The sequence below is a fragment of the uncultured Devosia sp. genome (genome assembly GCF_913055165.1).
GTDB lineage: Bacteria > Pseudomonadota > Alphaproteobacteria > Rhizobiales > Devosiaceae > Devosia.
Genome location: NZ_CAJXJS010000005.1, coordinates 15202 through 30414, shown reverse-complemented (window position 1 = coordinate 30414; position 15213 = coordinate 15202). Strand labels below are relative to the sequence as shown.

The 15213-nt window shown below is 61.4% G+C and carries 15 protein-coding genes and 1 pseudogene; 6 read left to right on the top strand and 10 right to left on the bottom strand.

From position 1 onward, the window contains the following. The first annotated feature begins 8 nt into the window (after positions 1–8). Positions 9–533, top strand: coding sequence for a sigma-70 family RNA polymerase sigma factor (locus QZ564_RS03090; protein ID WP_297104659.1), 525 nt, complete (start codon positions 9–11; stop codon positions 531–533). Further along, positions 530–1168 (top strand): DUF1109 domain-containing protein, encoded by a 639-nt coding sequence (locus tag QZ564_RS03085; RefSeq protein ID WP_297104407.1) that lies wholly within the window; start codon positions 530–532, stop codon positions 1166–1168. The genes QZ564_RS03090 and QZ564_RS03085 overlap by 4 nt, the downstream gene beginning before the upstream one ends. A gap of 10 nt (positions 1169–1178) precedes the next feature. On the opposite strand, the gene QZ564_RS03080 is transcribed toward QZ564_RS03085, so the two are convergent. From QZ564_RS03080 to QZ564_RS03070, 3 genes are all read right to left on the bottom strand, one after another. Next, complete coding sequence (locus QZ564_RS03080; RefSeq protein WP_297104404.1) at positions 1179–1829, bottom strand: ThuA domain-containing protein; 651 nt, start codon at positions 1827–1829, stop codon at positions 1179–1181. Positions 1830–1892: 63 nt separating this feature from the next. Beyond that, positions 1893–2528 carry a class I SAM-dependent methyltransferase gene (locus QZ564_RS03075; RefSeq protein WP_297104401.1) on the bottom strand — a complete coding sequence of 212 codons (636 nt, stop codon included), beginning with the start codon at positions 2526–2528 and terminating at the stop codon, positions 1893–1895. After that, positions 2525–2986 carry a GtrA family protein gene (locus tag QZ564_RS03070; protein ID WP_297104398.1) on the bottom strand — a complete coding sequence of 154 codons (462 nt, stop codon included), beginning with the start codon at positions 2984–2986 and terminating at the stop codon, positions 2525–2527. Before QZ564_RS03070 ends, QZ564_RS03075 begins: the two co-directional genes overlap by 4 nt. Before the next feature lie 326 nt (positions 2987–3312). On the opposite strand from QZ564_RS03070, the gene QZ564_RS03065 reads away from it, so the two are divergent. Continuing rightward, positions 3313–4989, top strand: coding sequence for a 5'-nucleotidase C-terminal domain-containing protein (locus QZ564_RS03065; RefSeq protein WP_297104395.1), 1677 nt, complete (start codon positions 3313–3315; stop codon positions 4987–4989). A gap of 61 nt (positions 4990–5050) precedes the next feature. Here QZ564_RS03065 and QZ564_RS03060 read toward each other — a convergent pair whose 3' ends face one another. After that, positions 5051–5302 carry a GlsB/YeaQ/YmgE family stress response membrane protein gene (locus QZ564_RS03060; RefSeq protein ID WP_297104392.1) on the bottom strand — a complete coding sequence of 84 codons (252 nt, stop codon included), beginning with the start codon at positions 5300–5302 and terminating at the stop codon, positions 5051–5053. A 166-nt stretch (positions 5303–5468) separates the two neighbouring features. On the opposite strand from QZ564_RS03060, the gene QZ564_RS03055 reads away from it, so the two are divergent. Further along, on the top strand, positions 5469–6008 hold the full coding sequence (locus QZ564_RS03055) for a hypothetical protein (protein WP_297104389.1): 540 nt from the start codon (positions 5469–5471) through the stop codon (positions 6006–6008). Positions 6009–6069: 61 nt separating this feature from the next. On the opposite strand, the gene QZ564_RS03050 is transcribed toward QZ564_RS03055, so the two are convergent. The 6 genes from QZ564_RS03050 to QZ564_RS03025 form a co-directional block, all read right to left on the bottom strand. Then, on the bottom strand, positions 6070–7113 hold the full coding sequence (locus QZ564_RS03050) for a Gfo/Idh/MocA family oxidoreductase (RefSeq protein ID WP_297104387.1): 1044 nt from the start codon (positions 7111–7113) through the stop codon (positions 6070–6072). A gap of 134 nt (positions 7114–7247) precedes the next feature. Continuing rightward, on the bottom strand, positions 7248–8036 hold the full coding sequence (locus QZ564_RS03045; RefSeq protein WP_297104385.1) for a ThuA domain-containing protein: 789 nt from the start codon (positions 8034–8036) through the stop codon (positions 7248–7250). 167 nt (positions 8037–8203) lie between these two features. Then, entirely contained in the window at positions 8204–9208 is a 1005-nt protein-coding gene (locus tag QZ564_RS03040) for an ABC transporter ATP-binding protein (protein ID WP_297104382.1), read from the bottom strand. A gap of 12 nt (positions 9209–9220) precedes the next feature. Then, the gene (locus tag QZ564_RS03035) at positions 9221–10066 is read right to left on the bottom strand and encodes a carbohydrate ABC transporter permease (RefSeq protein WP_297104378.1); all 846 of its coding nucleotides are present in this window, start codon (positions 10064–10066) and stop codon (positions 9221–9223) included. Next, positions 10066–11046: a sugar ABC transporter permease gene (locus QZ564_RS03030; RefSeq protein WP_297104375.1), complete on the bottom strand. Its 981-nt coding sequence runs from the start codon at positions 11044–11046 to the stop codon at positions 10066–10068. Before QZ564_RS03030 ends, QZ564_RS03035 begins: the two co-directional genes overlap by 1 nt. Positions 11047–11137: 91 nt before the next feature. Continuing rightward, entirely contained in the window at positions 11138–12406 is a 1269-nt protein-coding gene (locus tag QZ564_RS03025) for an ABC transporter substrate-binding protein (protein ID WP_297104372.1), read from the bottom strand. Between the two features lie 491 nt (positions 12407–12897). Between QZ564_RS03025 and QZ564_RS03020 the strand changes: the two genes are divergently transcribed. Further along, positions 12898–13920, top strand: coding sequence for a substrate-binding domain-containing protein (locus QZ564_RS03020; protein ID WP_297104656.1), 1023 nt, complete (start codon positions 12898–12900; stop codon positions 13918–13920). Between the two features lie 121 nt (positions 13921–14041). Then, a pseudogene (locus QZ564_RS03015) lies at positions 14042–15151 on the top strand (ABC transporter substrate-binding protein). The last annotated feature ends 62 nt before the right edge of the window (positions 15152–15213 follow it).

The window sequence follows — 15213 nt, the reverse complement described above, 5'->3', positions numbered from 1 at the left end:
AAAAGAGGATGCGCGAGTTGATGCTCGCCGCACTCGACGGCGACGCAGCCGCCTATCGTCGGCTGCTGGCCGAGCTCACGCGCTACCTGCGACCCTGGTTCGCGCGCCGCCTGAGCCCGTCCCATGCTTCGCACGCGGAGGACCTCGTGCAGGAAACACTGCTCGCCTTGCACACCAAACGGATGACCTATGACCGCAGCCGCCCCTTCACATCCTGGCTGCATGCGGTGGCGCATCACAAATTTGTCGACCATGTCCGCCGCCACGCCATTCGCCCGACAGTGCCGCTGGAGGATGACGCGCCCATCTTCGCCGTTGACGACAGCGCCAATGCCGCCGACCGGCGCGATGTCGACGCAGTCCTGACCCAGGTTCCGGAGCGAACCGCCGACCTTATCCGCCAGACGCGGCTGGAAGGCACGAGCGTGGCCGAGGCCGCGGCGCGCCACGGCATGACCGAAACCGCCGCCAAGGTCTCCATTCATCGCGGGCTCAAATCCCTGATGAGCAAATTTGCAGGGAGCGGGAAATGACGGACGAGCTGATCGACCGCCTCTCTGCCGAACTGAAGCCGACTGCGGCGCGGGATCTGGAAAAGCGGATCCTGCTGGCCATCGCCTTGGGGCTCATGGGCACCCTACTGATGGGGCCAATCGTGCTCGATCTTCTTGTCGGCCGTCCGTTTGGTGGCGCATGGGGCAGCCCCATGTTCTGGGGCAAGCTGGCCTATACGATCGGCCTGGGGCTTCTCGGCCTGGTCGCGGTTCCGGCTCTGTCGCGGCCCGATGCCCACCGCGTCTGGCCTTTCTGGGCCGCCGGCGCGGTGATCCTCTTGGCCCTGGCAGCGGGCATTGCTGGCTGGATGCAGGCCGATTGGGCCATGCCCGTGCTCATGGGTGGAACGGCGCTGGTCTGCCCCTGGCTGATCATTCTCACCGCGGCACCGCTGCTGATGGTGCTGCTGACAGCGATGCGCCGGTTTGCGCCGGCCTCCCCCACCCTGGCCGGCTTCGGTGCAGGATTGCTGGCGGGCGGCTTTGGTGCCGCCGCCTATGCCTTTTATTGCGGGGAAACCAGCATGATGTTCATGGCGGTCTGGTATTCGCTGGGCATCGCCCTGACGGCCCTGCTCGGCGCACTGATCGGGCGATACCTTCTGCGCTGGTAGGCGCCGGATACTATTCGTCGCGGGCAGCCCAGTTGAGGCCCCGGCGCATGATCGTGGCCATATTCGGGTTCTCGAACTCCTTGGCGCGGTGGCCAAGCGTCATGTGGAAGACGCGGCCCTGGCCGTAGCGGTGCTTCCAGACGACCGGCACCACGGCGCCTTCGATCCATGGGGCATGCTCGCCGCTGAACGTGGTGGTCGCCAGCACCTCAATCATCGGATCGACATGCATGTAGTACTGCTCGGAGGTGTAGGGGAAGCTGGGCTTGATCCCCGCCATGATCGGATCGTCGGGCTTGGTCACATCGACCGTGTAGTCGATGATGTCGCCAGGATGGGCCACCCACTGGCCGCCGACCATGAACTGGTAGTCCACCGACTCCCGAAAAGCATCGCTCATGCCGCCATGATGGCCAGCCAGACCCACGCCGCCACGGACCGCCTTGGTCAGGTTTTCCACCTCTTCCTTGGCGATCTTGCTCATGGTGAAAATGGGTATGATCAGGGAGAGATCGGCGATGGAGGGATCTGCGAAGGCGCTGGTCTCGGTGGCGGTCCGCACCGAATAGCCGTCCTCATGCAGCCAGCGGCGATAGATGCTGGCGCATTCCTCCGGGTCGTGACCGTCCCAGCCGCCATAAACGATCAAAGCACTGCGCATAAGCATTCCCCTGCAAATCAAACGGCGCGGAGAATACCCGACTGAGCCGGTATTGAAAGCCCGTCAGCCCGGATTGATATGCTCCAGCCGGTTCACAAAATGCAGCTTCCGCTCAAAGAACCAGCTCAATGGGGCGGGGTAAAGTCCAAGCCGCACCTGCCGCTGGGTTTCCCCCAGCCCGGCCCGGGCGAAGGCATATCCCCACTCTTCACGATCGAGATAATTGTAGGGCAGCCGCACATCGTGGCCACGATTGCCCACCCAGTCCATCAGCCGCAATGTTGGGCCGGCCAACACACCTTCGCGCAAATGGTCCTTTATCACCACCCCCCGCTGCGCCACGCGCGCGGCTTCGGTCAGCACCGACGCCGGATCGTCCGTGTGATGCAGCACATCGACAATGGTGACATAGTCAAAGCTCTGGTCGGCAAAGGGCAAGCTCGTGCCGTCATATTGCGTCACCGGGATATGGGTGACCGGCCGGACCAGGACATCGACACCCTCGACCGCCAATTCGGGCCTTCGCTGCATCAGGGCGACGGCCACCTGCCCGTCCCCGCACCCCAAGTCCAGGATTCGGCGGGCGTCATGGGGGATGGCATTCGCCAGAGCATCCGCAAGAGCCTCAACGCGCCGCCCGAAGATCAACGCGCCATGGACCTGATTGAGAAGCCGCTTTCCCCGTGGCGCAAGACTCATGCCGGCACGGTCTCCACCTGTCTATCGAAAGCGAAGGCCCAATTGCGCAAGACGAGATAATTTACGCCCGAGGTGAGGGTCGTGACCAGTATCGCCGCCGACAGGCTGGGCAATGACAATGCGCCGTGCAGCAGAAAGCTGAACAGCGTCGCGAGCGCCAACGCCATCATCTGCACCGCGGCATAGCGCGGCAAGGCGCGCAGATGATCGACGTCCGACGCAAAGGTGAAGCGCCGATGCAGCAGATAGACGGGCGGAATGAATCCGGCATAGCAGAGCGCGCTGACCAACCAGTTATCGACCATGGGGAGCAATGCAATCGCGATGCTGCTCAAAAGCACAAAGCCCGCAGCAGCGCCCCCACCAATGACAAGGAACATGACCAGGCGATGCAATTGCGACGGCCCCTGCTCGCCCGGAGCGATTTCGGGCATCAGACTTTCAAGCGAGGCACTCATGCGACATCCATTTATGCAGGCCGGAATGGCTGGCCCATCCTAAATTGCCGCACCTTGCATTTTGCCTACCACGGCAGTGCTGACGCGCAATCCTGCTTCCATGGTTGCGCAAAGATGAAGACACTTGAAAGACGCCACTGTCACAATTTGACCACCCGATAAAAATTTTGCTTCGCGAGCGGGAGGAATTGGCGTTTACTGGCCGCGGAGCAAGACGGCGATGTCATCAAACTGACTCACCGTTTGGGACAAATACGCCTGGCTTCGCCGCATATAAGGGACTGCATCCCACAGGCGGCAATCGGCATCTGAGACAGGGGACGTACATGCTTATTTCCAAGTTCAAATCCAATTCCGAACCCACGGCCATGAATCGCCGGCGCTTCCTTCAAGTCGCAGGCGCCAGCATGGTGGTCGCGGGGGCCGGCACCTTCTCGATGACTTCGGCTCGCGCCAATACCGGCGCCTTCGCGCTCAATGTCCTGCACATCAACGACATGCATTCGCGCGTGGAGTCGATCAGCGGCTTTGACTCCACCTGCTCCGTCGATGCCGAAGACGCTGGCGAATGCTTCGGCGGCTTTGGTCGCCTGGCGACCAAGCTGCGGGAACGCCGCGCCGAACTCGAGGGCGAAGGCGCCAATTTCGTTACGCTCGACGCAGGTGACCAGTCGCAGGGCTCACTCTTCTACATCACCTACAACGGCAAGGCCGAAATCGAGCTCATGAACACCATTGGCTTCGACGCCATGGCTCTCGGCAACCACGAATTCGACAAGGGACCGGACAATCTTGCTGAGCTGATTGAGCTGGCCTCGTTCCCGGTGATCTCGGGGAACACGAAGGTTGGTGGCGGCGCCCTCTCGGGCCTGCTCGAGGAATATACGATCCTGGAAGTCGGTGGAGAGAAGATCGCCGTTCTCTCGGTTCTGACGCCTGACACGGCCGAGCTTTCCTCGCCCGGCCCGGACGTCACCTTTGAGGACGAAATCGCTTACCTCCAGGGCGCCGTCGAGCGTGTCAACGCCGAGGGCATCAACAAGGTCCTGCTGCTCTCCCATGTCGGGTTCGCCCGTGACCAGGAGATCGCGGCCGCCGTCGACGGTATTTCCGCGATCATTGGTGGCCACAGCCATACGCTGCTCTCCAACACCGTCGAGGGCGCCCCGGCTTATGCCACCCTGGTCGAAAATCCGTCGGGCCGCGCCGTCCCCATCGTCCAGGCCTATGCCTATTCCAAATATCTTGGCGATCTGAAACTCGAGTTCGACGAAGACGGCTACGTGACGGCGGCAACGGGCGACACGGTGGTTCTCGATGCAAGCATCGAGCCCGATGCCGATATCGAGGCGCGCATTGCTGAAATGGCCGAACCGATCGAGCGCATCAAGGCCGCCCCCGTCGCTGAAGTTGCCGCCGATATTGATGGCAGCCGCGAAAGCTGCCGGGCCATGGAGTGCCAGATGGGCAACACCGTGACCGACGCGATGCTGGCCCGGCTTGCAGGCCAGGATTACACCATTGCCATCACCAATGGGGGGGGGCTGCGCGCGTCGATCGGCGCTGGCACTGCCACCATGGGTGACGTGCTCACCGTCCTGCCATTCCAGAACACGCTCGCCACCATGAAGCTTTCCGGGGCCGATATCGTCGCCTCCCTCGAACAAGGGGTCAGCCAGATTGAAGAAGGCGCCGGCCGCTTCCCGCAGGTCTCGGGCCTCCGCTTCAAGCTCGACCCCAGCGTTGCCCCGATGGAAGGTCGCGTGAGCGAAGTTGAGGTGCGTGAAGGTGACGCCTGGGTAGCGATCGATCCGGCCAAAATGTACGGCGTTGCCACCAATAACTTCATGCGTAACGGCGGCGACGGCTACGCGCTGTTTGCGACCAATGCGGTGGATGCCTACGACTATGGTCCGGGCCTGGAGGAAGTGCTGGCCGAGTACCTCTCGGACAATGCACCCTATACCCCGGTCATCGATGGCCGCATCATCATGGCGCAATAAGTCGCCATATTCGGCACAGAAAGGGCGCCTTCGGGCGCCCTTTCTCGTGCGTGATCCGTCCTCAGGCCCGCCGCGCCAATTGCCCCCAGGCCAGCAGGATGATCACGGCGCCCAGTATGGCGCCGATGAAGTTGGCGCTGTCATCGGGACCGAACCAGCCAATCTGCTGCCCGAGCCAGGTCGCCAGCACAGAACCGACAATGCCCAGCACGGTCGTGAGAATGAACCCGGAAGGCTTGTTGTCTCCTGGCGTGATCCATTTGGCGATGAGGCCGGCAAAGAAGCCGACGATGATGGCCCAGACAATGCTCATGTAACGCTCCTGCTTTCCTCACACAAATTGGAATGCATCCAGGCAGTTGCAAGCGCGGCGAAAAATTTGATGTCGAGATGTGAACGGGGCGCGGCAACCTTCCGCGGAAGGTTCCGTTGTCTGCCTGTTCAAGTGGGGGGCACAACCCACATTCAGGAGTCCCATTATGAAAAAGACCATTATTGCATCTGCCATTGCTGCTCTTCTCGCCTCCACCGCCATTGCGCAGGACGCCCAGGTCGGCGTCGACGCCGGTGTTTCCGTGGATACCCCGAGCCTTGACGCGGGCGCCAATTCCGACACCGGCATGGGCGCAGACACCAATGCCGGCGCCGAAGCAAACGCAGCCACCAGCGCCAATGCGGCAGCCAATGTCGACGGTGATGTGGCAGACAACACCTATGGCTCTGTGATCGCCTCGATCAAGGGATCGGCCGATCTGGACCTTTCCAGCGTCACCGACCAGTCCCAGATCACCATTGTGACACTGTCGTCCCTGCAGGGTGATGCTGCCACCGAGGCGGCCGCACTGGACACCGAGCTCAGCGCCAATGCCGATGCGCAGGCCGGCCTGCATTCGCGCGTTGAAGGCAATAGCGCGATCACGGCAAAGCTCGAGGCCGAAGGTTATGCTGTCGCGGATGTCGTGAGCGTGAAGTCGAAGGCTGATGGCTCGCTGATCGTCTATGTGGACGACCGCGCCTGATCGTACGCACAGGCCAGAAAAACAGGGCCCCGTTCAACGGGGCCCTTCTTGATTACGGCTGTCAGACCTTGTGCTCTGCCCGCTCGCGGTCGGTAACCGTTGCCAGATCCAGCACTTTTTGGATGTTGGTCGCATGCCGGAAGCTTGGCTCCCGGTTCTGGCCGTCGCGGCAGGCATCCACGAAACGCTCGTAATTGGTGGGCACCGGATCAACCTCCACCTCGGTCCAGGTCCCGGTTTCCGCGTCCGCACCCAGGCAGGCATAGAGCTTGGACCAATCGTGGCGGTGCTGCACTTCCACCGAGCCCAGTTCGCCATAGACGCGCAGGCGGAGTTCGTTGAAGTGACCGGTTGCCCAGCGCGACGCATGGACCACACCCAGCGCACCGTTCTCAAGCTGCGCCGTCATGGCGAAGCTGTCATTGGCATCGAGGTCATATTCGCCGATCTTGTTGCCAGGCGCCTTGTCGAAAGTCTCCAGCCGGCAGAACACCTTGGAGAAGTCGCTGCCTGCGCCATAGGCGGCAAAGTCCAGGATATGGACGCCGATATCGCCCAGCACGCCGTTTGAGCCATGCTTCTTGCTGAGGCGCCAGAGCCACTGGCTCTCGGTGCGCCAATCGCCCCAGGCGCGCGAAACCAGCCAGCTCTGCAGATAGCTCGCCTCGAAATGCTTGACGGTGCCGACCTGGCCGGACTGCACGATCTCGCGGGCTTTCTGCAGTTGCGCGACATTGCGATAGGTTAAATTGACCATGTTGACGAGGCCCAGCCGCTCGGCTGCCTCCGTCATTTCCATGGCGCGGGCATGGTCGGTGGCCAGCGGCTTCTCGCAGAACACATGTTTGCCGGCCGCCAGTGCCGCCATGGTGGTGGGATAGTGCACACTATCTGGCGTGACATTGGCGACGGCGTCGAATTCGCCCCAGGCCAATGCCGCATCGAGCGAGCCAAAGCCGCGCTCAATATTGTGCGCAGCACAGAAGGCCTCGACGCGGGCGGGATCCACATCCACCCCGCCAGCGAGGGTGACCCCCTCGATACTGGCAAAATTCTTGGCATGCGTATTGGCCATGCCGCCGGTACCCAGAATGAGGATACGCATATTTCAAATCCTTGGCCGTCGCTGACGGCCGTTCGTCAGTTGTCTCTGGATCGGATCGTTCCTGCCTGGGCAGGAACGCCTGTTTGCTTGATCGAAGGTCTTCCCTTTCCAGGCAAGACCCCCGCGCTTTTAGGTCAGCTTTTCACTTCGCCGGCGTGATCGGCGGCCGAGAGTTTCGCGCCACGCTCCTCGATCTTCTCGATCGCTTCGCCGACCGGTGTATTCGGCGCCTTCATCAAGTGTGCATGCCGCTCCCCCTGATAGGCCCAGTTGACCGCATTGCGCAGCACCTTGCCCACATTGGCGTCATGGTAGGTGGGATAAGTCTCGTGACCCGGACGGAAATAGAAGATGTTGCCAGCACCGCGACGGTAGGTCAGGCCGGAGCGGAACACCTCGCCACCCTGGAACCAGGACACGAACACTGTTTCCAGCGGCTCCGGCACGGTGAAGGGCTCGCCATACATCTCTTCATATTCAAGCTCGAAATAGGCCGGCAGGCCCTTGGCGATGGGATGTCCGGGATTGACCACCCACAAGCGCTCGCGCTCACCCGCCTCACGCCAATGCAGGTTGGCCGGGGCGCCCATCAGGCCCTTGAAGACCTTGGAGTGATGCCCCGAATGCAGCACGATCAGGCCCATGCCCTGCCAGACATGCTCCATGACGCGCTTGACCACGGCATCGTCCACCTTGTCATGGGCAGCGTGACCCCACCACAGCAGCACGTCCGTATTGGCCAGCGCCTCTTCGGTGCAGCCATGTTCGGGTTCCTGCAGCGTGGTGGTCTTGACCTCCAGATTGGCATCTTGCCGCAGCAGCGAAGCGATCTGGTTATGCATGCCGTTGGGGTAATTTTCGGCGACGACCTTGTTCTTCTGCTCGTGAACATTCTCGCCCCACACCAGGGTACGGATTGCCATGATAGTCTCCTAATAATCTAGACCCGGCAGGGAGGGGCCGGGTGTGTTCATACTTTGCGCCGTTCCCACGTAGTCGGGAACCCCATGTGCTCTACCGAGGTTCCCGTCAAAGGCTGCGCTGTTCGATTGGGGTGAGGCCCTCCGGGCCATCACCATGGAATTGTTGCTCAGCGGATCGGCTTGCCGGCCTCATCGAAACGGTGGATGCGATCCTCCATGGGCGACACCCGCAGCTTTGATCCGCTGGGGTGCTGCATGGCGCCTTCGAGGCGAACCACGATCGGCTCTTCCTGCCCCATTTCGAGATAGACATAGGTGTCCGCACCGAGGTTTTCGGTGTGGATGACCTCGCCCTCCCAGATGCCGTCAGGCTTGACCAGCATATGCTCGCCCCGGATACCCAGCGTGGTGCAATTGAAGGCGGCGGCCTTTTCCCCGGTGAGGAAATTCATCTTGGGCGAGCCGATGAAACCGGCCACGAAAATGCTGTCGGGCTTTTCATAAAGCTCCATGGGCGTGCCCACCTGCTCGACCAGCCCGTCGCGCAACACGCAGATGCGGTCGGCCAGGGTCATGGCCTCCACTTGGTCATGGGTCACGTAGATCATGGTGACGTCGTGCATGCCTTCATGCAGCTTGGCGATCTCGATGCGCGTGGCCACACGCAAGGCCGCGTCCAGGTTCGAGAGGGGCTCGTCGAACAGGAAGACCTTGGGATCGCGGGTAATGGCACGGCCGATGGCGACGCGCTGGCGCTGACCGCCCGAAAGCTGCTTGGGCAGGCGATCCAGATATTGCCGGATCTGCAGCATGTCGGCGGCCTTTTCAACGCGCTGACGAATGGCTTCCTTGCTATGGCCCTTTTCAAGCTTCAGTCCGAACGCCATGTTCTCGTAGACGGTCATATGCGGGTAGAGCGCATAGGACTGGAACACCATGGCAATGCCCCGCTTGGACGGGGTCAGCGCATTGACCACCTTGCCGTCAAACAGCATTTCGCCTGAAGTAATGTCTTCAAGGCCGGAGATCAGTCGCAGCAGCGTGGACTTGCCGCAGCCCGACGGGCCGACAAAGACCATGAACTCGCCCTTGCGGACTTCCAGGTCCACGCCCTTGATGACGTTCACGGCGCCGAAGGACTTCCGGATATTGCGCAGTTCGATTGATGCCATTTTGGCTTCTCCTTATCCTTTGACGCCGCCGGCGGTCAGACCGGACACGATCTTGCGCTGGAACACCAGCACCAGGGCCACCAGCGGTACGGTCACGACCACCGAAGCCGCCATGATGATGCCCCACGGGATTTCATATTGAGAACCGCCCGAGAGCAGGGCGATAGCCACCGGCACGGTTCGGGTTTCGTTCGAGACAGTGAAGGTCAGCGCGAACAGGAACTCGTTCCAGGCCGCGATGAAGGCCAACAGGCCCGTGGTCACCAGAGCCGGCCACATCAGCGGCATGAATACCTGAGTGATGATGACCCATGGCGTCGCTCCATCGACGATGGCCGCTTCCTCAATTTCCACCGGCAGGTCCCGCATGAACGTGGTCAGCACCCAGACGGTGAACGGTAGGGTGAAGATGGTATAGGCGAAGATCAGCGCCCAGGGCGTATTGTAGATGCCGAGGAACCGGATCACTTCGAACAGACCCGCCAGCACCGCGATCTGCGGGAACATGGACACGGCCAGAATGGTCATCAGCAACAGGCCGCGGCCACGGAACCGCACGCGGCTCAGCGCGAATGATGCGGTGACCGCCAGGAACAGCGCCAGGATCACCGTGACCGTGGCGACAAAGACCGAGTTCAGCAGATTGCGCGGGAAAGCGCCCTGCGTGAAGACCTGCCGGAAATTGTCAAAGCTCAGCGAGGTCGGCCAGTAAGTCACTCGGAACAGGTCGGTACCGGATTTCAGGCTGGTCAGAATGGCGTAGTAGAACGGAAAGACCGACACCACCACGATGAACAGCACCAGCGCATAGAACGCTGCCGACTTGGTGAATTTCCAAAGATCGAAGGTCGTGCCCATTATCGGTCTCCCCCTTCAAAATTCACCTTGCCCAGCCAGATATAGAGGATGGTGAAGATCGCGATCAGCAGGAACAGCAGGGTGGACTGCGTCGATCCCTCGGCGAAGTTGTTGAACTGGAACAGGTTCTCCTGCGCCAGCACGGACATGGTCTTGGTTGAGCGCGAATTGGGCGTCAGCACATAGATCAGGTCGAAAATGCGCAACGCATCGAGCACGCGGAAGATGATCGCCACCATCAGCGCGGGGCGCACCAGCGGCAATGTGATCTTGAAGAACTGCTTGACCGGATGCACGCCGTCAATCTCGGCGGCCTCGTAAATGTCCTTGGGGATCATCTGCAGGCCGGCCAGGATCAATAGCGCCATGAAGGGTGTCGTCTTCCAGATGTCGACGATCAGCACTGCGGTCATGGCCGTGTCGGCCGAAGCCGTCCAGGCCACCGGCGCCGCAAGCAACCCCAGCTTCATGCCCAGATCGTTGATGATGCCGAACTGGTCATTGAGCATCCAGCCCCACATGCGGGCGGAAACGATGGTGGGAATGGCCCACGGAATGAGGATGGCAGCACGCACGATGCCCCGGCCGCGGAACTCGGCATTAAGTACCAGCGCCACGATCATGCCCAGAACGGTTTCCCAGAGCACCGACCAGAAAGCAAAACGCACTGTGTTCCAGACGGCGTTCCACCAATCAGGATCTGCCAGCACGCCGCGATAGCGCACAGTGCCGCTTTCCAGCACCTGCCAGCGCAGATAATTGCCGAAGCCGACCCATTCGGCTCCGTAGAGATCATTGAGGGTCGCATCCGTGAAGGAGAACCAGATCGAGCGCATCAGCGGCCAGCCGGCCACGATCGCCAAGGCGATCAACATCGGAACCAGGAACCAGCGAGCGGCGCGGACGCGCTGCTGCAAGAGTTCCGACTTGATCTTGGGTGTGCTCGCCGATGTTATCGGCGCCATGGCGTCGGTCGCCATATTCGTTCTCCTCCCCCAGTGTATTTAGAATTGCCGAGCGGGCGGCAGGGTAAACCCCGGCCGCCCGCCCTGCTAAGGCCGCCGGGAGGACTTACCAGGCGTCGCCCTTCAGATCCTGCAGATCGGCCTCGAGGATTTCGAGGTTCTCCGCAGCAGAACCATTGCCGGACAGGGTGTCATGCACCGCGCTCCAGAACAGCGAGGAAACCTCGTTGTAGTCGGTCTTGGTCGGAGCGGACGGACGCGGCACCGCGTTCTGGAAGATTTCCTTCCAGTTCGGGATGATCGGCTGAGCGGCCGCGATGTCGGCATCGTCATAGAGCGCTTCGATGGTGGGCAGGTTGGACTGGCTCAGAGCGCGTTCCTTCTGAACATCCGCCGAGGCCAGGAACTTGGCCAGTTCAATGGCCGCTTCCGGGTCCTGCGAGTACTTGGACACAGCAACGTTCCAGCCACCCAATGTAGCGGCCGAGCGCGCACCTTCGCCATCACCCATTGGCAGCGGTGCCACGTCAAACAGGCCCTTCACGGCAGAATCGTCGCCATTGCCGAGCGAGTAAGCGTAGGGCCAGTTGCGGTGGAACACGGCATTGCCAAGCTGCCACACGCCGCGGCTCTCTTCTTCCATGTACCCCAGCACGCCTTCCGGCGCGATGGTGCCGACCCAACCCGCAGCGCGATCAATCGCAGCAGCAGCCTGCTCATTGTTGATCGAGATGGTCCCATCGGGCTCGACGATCTGGCCGCCGCCATTGGACACGACCCATTCCAGAGCATCGCAGGTCAGGCCTTCATAGGCATTGCCCTGGAACACGAAGCCCCACATTTCGGAGTTACCGGCAGCGCGCTCGGCGTCCATGATCTCCTTGGCGGTCGCTTCCAGCTCGGACCAGGTGGTGGGAACTTCCTTGCCGTATTTCTCCAGCAGGTCCTTGCGGTAGTAGAGGGCCGGCGCATCGGTGAAAGCCGGCAGGGCGACGAGCTTGCCGTCCACAGTCTGCGACTCGATGATCGAGGGGAAGTGCTGATCGACGACGTCGGCAGCAGCCTCGGTCAGATCGAGGAACTGATCAGCCAATTGCGGCGCCCAGATCACGTCGGTCTGATAGACGTCGATGTCCGTATTGCCGGCGGCAAGCCACAGACGATACTGGCCGAACTGGTCGGTGGTGGACGAGGGCATGGGCACGACCGTGACGGTGTGACCGGTTTCAGCTTCGAAACGATCGAGCTGGCTACGCAGGAAGGCCAGGCCGTTGCCGGTGTCGCCCGACACAATCGACAATTCGGCCGCCTGGGCGGCGCCGGCCACCAGGGTTACGCTCGCCATCATCGAAACGAGCAGCGTCTTCAATTTCATTAGAAATCCTCCCGAGAATAATACGTCGCGGGAGAGGCACACTGTTCAGGCCCTGCGCAACTGCGCCGGACCAGACATTCCTCCCCCTCAAAAGCACCCCACCGAACCGTTCTAGGGCGTTCAGTTTGAAAGCGCTTTGGAAGATAAGGAACCAGAGCCCTCAAAAACTGTCAAGCGCTCGCCAGAAGGAAATATCGAACTTTTTCCAGACCATCGGAAATTCACATTTAACTTCAATAACTTGTTGCTCTGGCTGAGAATGGCGTCCCAAATTCACTCGTAAAACCAGTGATGTACGAACCTCACGCAACTGAAACGATTGCAGGGGCTTGCTTCAAAATTTGAAATCGCTTTGAATGCCTTTGGGAGGAGAAAGGCTGAGCCCCCTGTTCAAAGGGTGCCGCCTGCCCTAATGGCTGGAACAACCGGGTTATTCGCGCGCCCTGCGGAGAGCTGACGGGATATCCAACCGCATGGGCCGTATCGCCGCTATGAGACTGAAAGACCTCGCCGAACACCTCGGCCTGTCGCAAACCACGGTCAGCCGTGCGCTCAACGGCTATCCGGAAGTCAACGAAGCCACCCGCCGCCGGGTTGCGGAGGCTGCCAATCTGCTCGGCTATCGCCCCAATGCCAGCGCCCTCAGGCTGGCCACCGGCCGCGCTGGCGCGGTCGGCCTGGTCCTGCGTGGTGCCGATGAACTGGGGCCGCATATGTCCGAGTTTCTTTCGGGCGTCGGCAGCTATATGGCCAGCCAGGAAATCGACATGTTAGTCTCAACGGTCGCCAATCATCAGGAGGAACTGGCCGCCTATCGACGCCTCGCCGCCAGTCAGAAGGTTGACGCAGTCATCCTGCATTCGCCGACCGTCAGCGACGAACGTGCCGAATTGCTGATGGAACTCAAAATCCCCTTCGTGCTTCACGGCCGCACCAATATTGGTCAGCCAGTCGCCTGGCTCGACATCGACAATACCAGCGCCCTCGAGCGCGCCACCAGCCATTTGCTCGACCTTGGGCATCGGCGCATTGCGCTCCTCAATGGCGTCAGGGGCCGCACCTTTGCCGAGCATCGCGAGATCGGTTATCGGGCCGCACTGACCGCTCGCGGACTGAATGCGGATCCGGCACTGGTGGGCAATTCGGCCTTCACGGACGAAATAGCCTTCCGCATGGCCCAGGCCATGCTCGAACTCCGACCACGCCCCACCGCATTTCTGGCCGGATCGATGATGACCGCGTTGGGCGTCTTCCGCGCCATCCGTCAGGCCGGACTGCATCTGGGAAGCGACGTTTCCATGATCGCTCATGATGACGTGTTTCCCTATCTCAACGCCGACAACATGTATCCCACAATGTCGACAACCCGCTCCTCGATCCGCCAGGCCGGCACCCGCATTGCCGAACTCATCATGCAGATCTTGGCAGGCAAGTCAGCCGCAGAGGTGCATGAACTCTGGCCTGTCGAGCTGGTGCTGCGCGAAAGCTCCGGCCCCGCGCCGCGCACCCTGTGAATGCGCTGCCTGCGTCGTAAATCCGTCATGGAAACGTTATCGGACTGACATGGCCGCCGAATAATCCCTCGCCATTCGCCGCTTTCCGGGCGTGCGATCGTCATCACGAGGGATATCAAACATGACCTTCAAGTCCGCGCTCACCGCCTCGGTATCGCTGCTGACCATACTCAGCCTGACCGCCCCTGCTTTCGCACAAACCGACATCGATGCGCTCTACGAAGCCGCCTAGGCCGAGGGCATGCTGACGACCATCGCCCTGCCCCATTCCTGGTGCGGCTATGGCAAGGTGATCGAGGGCTTCAAGGCCAAGTATCCGGGCATCACCGTCAACGAACTGAACCCTGATGCCGGCTCTGCCGACGAGCTTGAAGCCGTCCGCGCCAATATCGGCAATATGGGCCCGCAGGCTCCCGACGTGCTCGATATCGGTCTCGCCTTCGGCCCGCAGGCCAAGGAAGAAGGCTTGCTGCAGCCCTATATGGTCTCCACCTGGGATGACATCCCGGCCGACGCCAAGGACGCTGAAGGCTATTGGTATGGCGACTACTACGGCGCCATGGCCATGCTGGTGAACACTGACCTTGTTTCCACCCTGCCCACCGACTGGTCCGACCTGACCAAGCCCGAATACGCCAATTCGGTTGCCCTGGCCGGTGACCCGCGCGCCTCCAATCAGGCCATCCAGGCCGTCTATGCCGCTGGCCACGCCCAGACCGGTTCGGACGAAGGCGCCGCCCAGGCCGGCCTCGACTTCTTCAAGGCCGTGAACGACGCCGGCAATTTCGTGCCCGTCATCGGCAAGGCCGCTTCGGTTGCCCAAGGCACCTCGCCGGTCCTGATCGCCTGGGACTACAATCTGCTGGCCTGGCGCGACAGCTTTGAGGGCAACCCGCAGGCCGAGATCGTGGTCCCTGCCAATGGCGTTGTCGCCGGTGTCTATGTGCAGGCGATTTCCGCCCACGCCCCGCACCCGAATGCCGCCAAGCTCTGGATGGAGTATCTCTATTCGGACGAAGGTCAGCTCCTCTGGCTGGAAGGCTATTGCCATCCGATCCGCTTCAACGCCTTGGCCGAAGCCGGCGCCATCCCGCAAGATCTGCTCGACGCCCTGCCGCCCGCCGAAGCCTATGCCAAGGCCGTGTTCCCAACCATCGAGCAGCAGAACGCCGCCAAGGAAGTGATCACCACCGGCTGGGACTCCACCGTCGGCGCCAACGTCTCCGAATAAGGGATTTGGGGTCCGCCTAGGCGGGCCCCTTCCTGCTTCAGCGGCACGTCATGACAGAGACA

Coding starts and splice junctions, on each gene's coding strand:
- QZ564_RS03065 (WP_297104395.1), top strand. CDS start 3,313: ATGCTTATTTCCAAGTTCAAATCCAATTCCGAACCCACGGCCATGAAT.
- QZ564_RS03040 (WP_297104382.1), bottom strand. CDS start 9,208: ATGGCATCAATCGAACTGCGCAATATCCGGAAGTCCTTCGGCGCCGTG.
- QZ564_RS03050 (WP_297104387.1), bottom strand. CDS start 7,113: ATGCGTATCCTCATTCTGGGTACCGGCGGCATGGCCAATACGCATGCC.
- QZ564_RS03080 (WP_297104404.1), bottom strand. CDS start 1,829: ATGCGCAGTGCTTTGATCGTTTATGGCGGCTGGGACGGTCACGACCCG.
- QZ564_RS03045 (WP_297104385.1), bottom strand. CDS start 8,036: ATGGCAATCCGTACCCTGGTGTGGGGCGAGAATGTTCACGAGCAGAAG.
- QZ564_RS03060 (WP_297104392.1), bottom strand. CDS start 5,302: ATGAGCATTGTCTGGGCCATCATCGTCGGCTTCTTTGCCGGCCTCATC.
- QZ564_RS03075 (WP_297104401.1), bottom strand. CDS start 2,528: ATGAGTCTTGCGCCACGGGGAAAGCGGCTTCTCAATCAGGTCCATGGC.
- QZ564_RS03090 (WP_297104659.1), top strand. CDS start 9: ATGCGCGAGTTGATGCTCGCCGCACTCGACGGCGACGCAGCCGCCTAT.
- QZ564_RS03025 (WP_297104372.1), bottom strand. CDS start 12,406: ATGAAATTGAAGACGCTGCTCGTTTCGATGATGGCGAGCGTAACCCTG.
- QZ564_RS03020 (WP_297104656.1), top strand. CDS start 12,898: ATGAGACTGAAAGACCTCGCCGAACACCTCGGCCTGTCGCAAACCACG.
- QZ564_RS03035 (WP_297104378.1), bottom strand. CDS start 10,066: ATGGGCACGACCTTCGATCTTTGGAAATTCACCAAGTCGGCAGCGTTC.
- QZ564_RS03030 (WP_297104375.1), bottom strand. CDS start 11,046: ATGGCGACCGACGCCATGGCGCCGATAACATCGGCGAGCACACCCAAG.
- QZ564_RS03085 (WP_297104407.1), top strand. CDS start 530: ATGACGGACGAGCTGATCGACCGCCTCTCTGCCGAACTGAAGCCGACT.
- QZ564_RS03070 (WP_297104398.1), bottom strand. CDS start 2,986: ATGAGTGCCTCGCTTGAAAGTCTGATGCCCGAAATCGCTCCGGGCGAG.
- QZ564_RS03055 (WP_297104389.1), top strand. CDS start 5,469: ATGAAAAAGACCATTATTGCATCTGCCATTGCTGCTCTTCTCGCCTCC.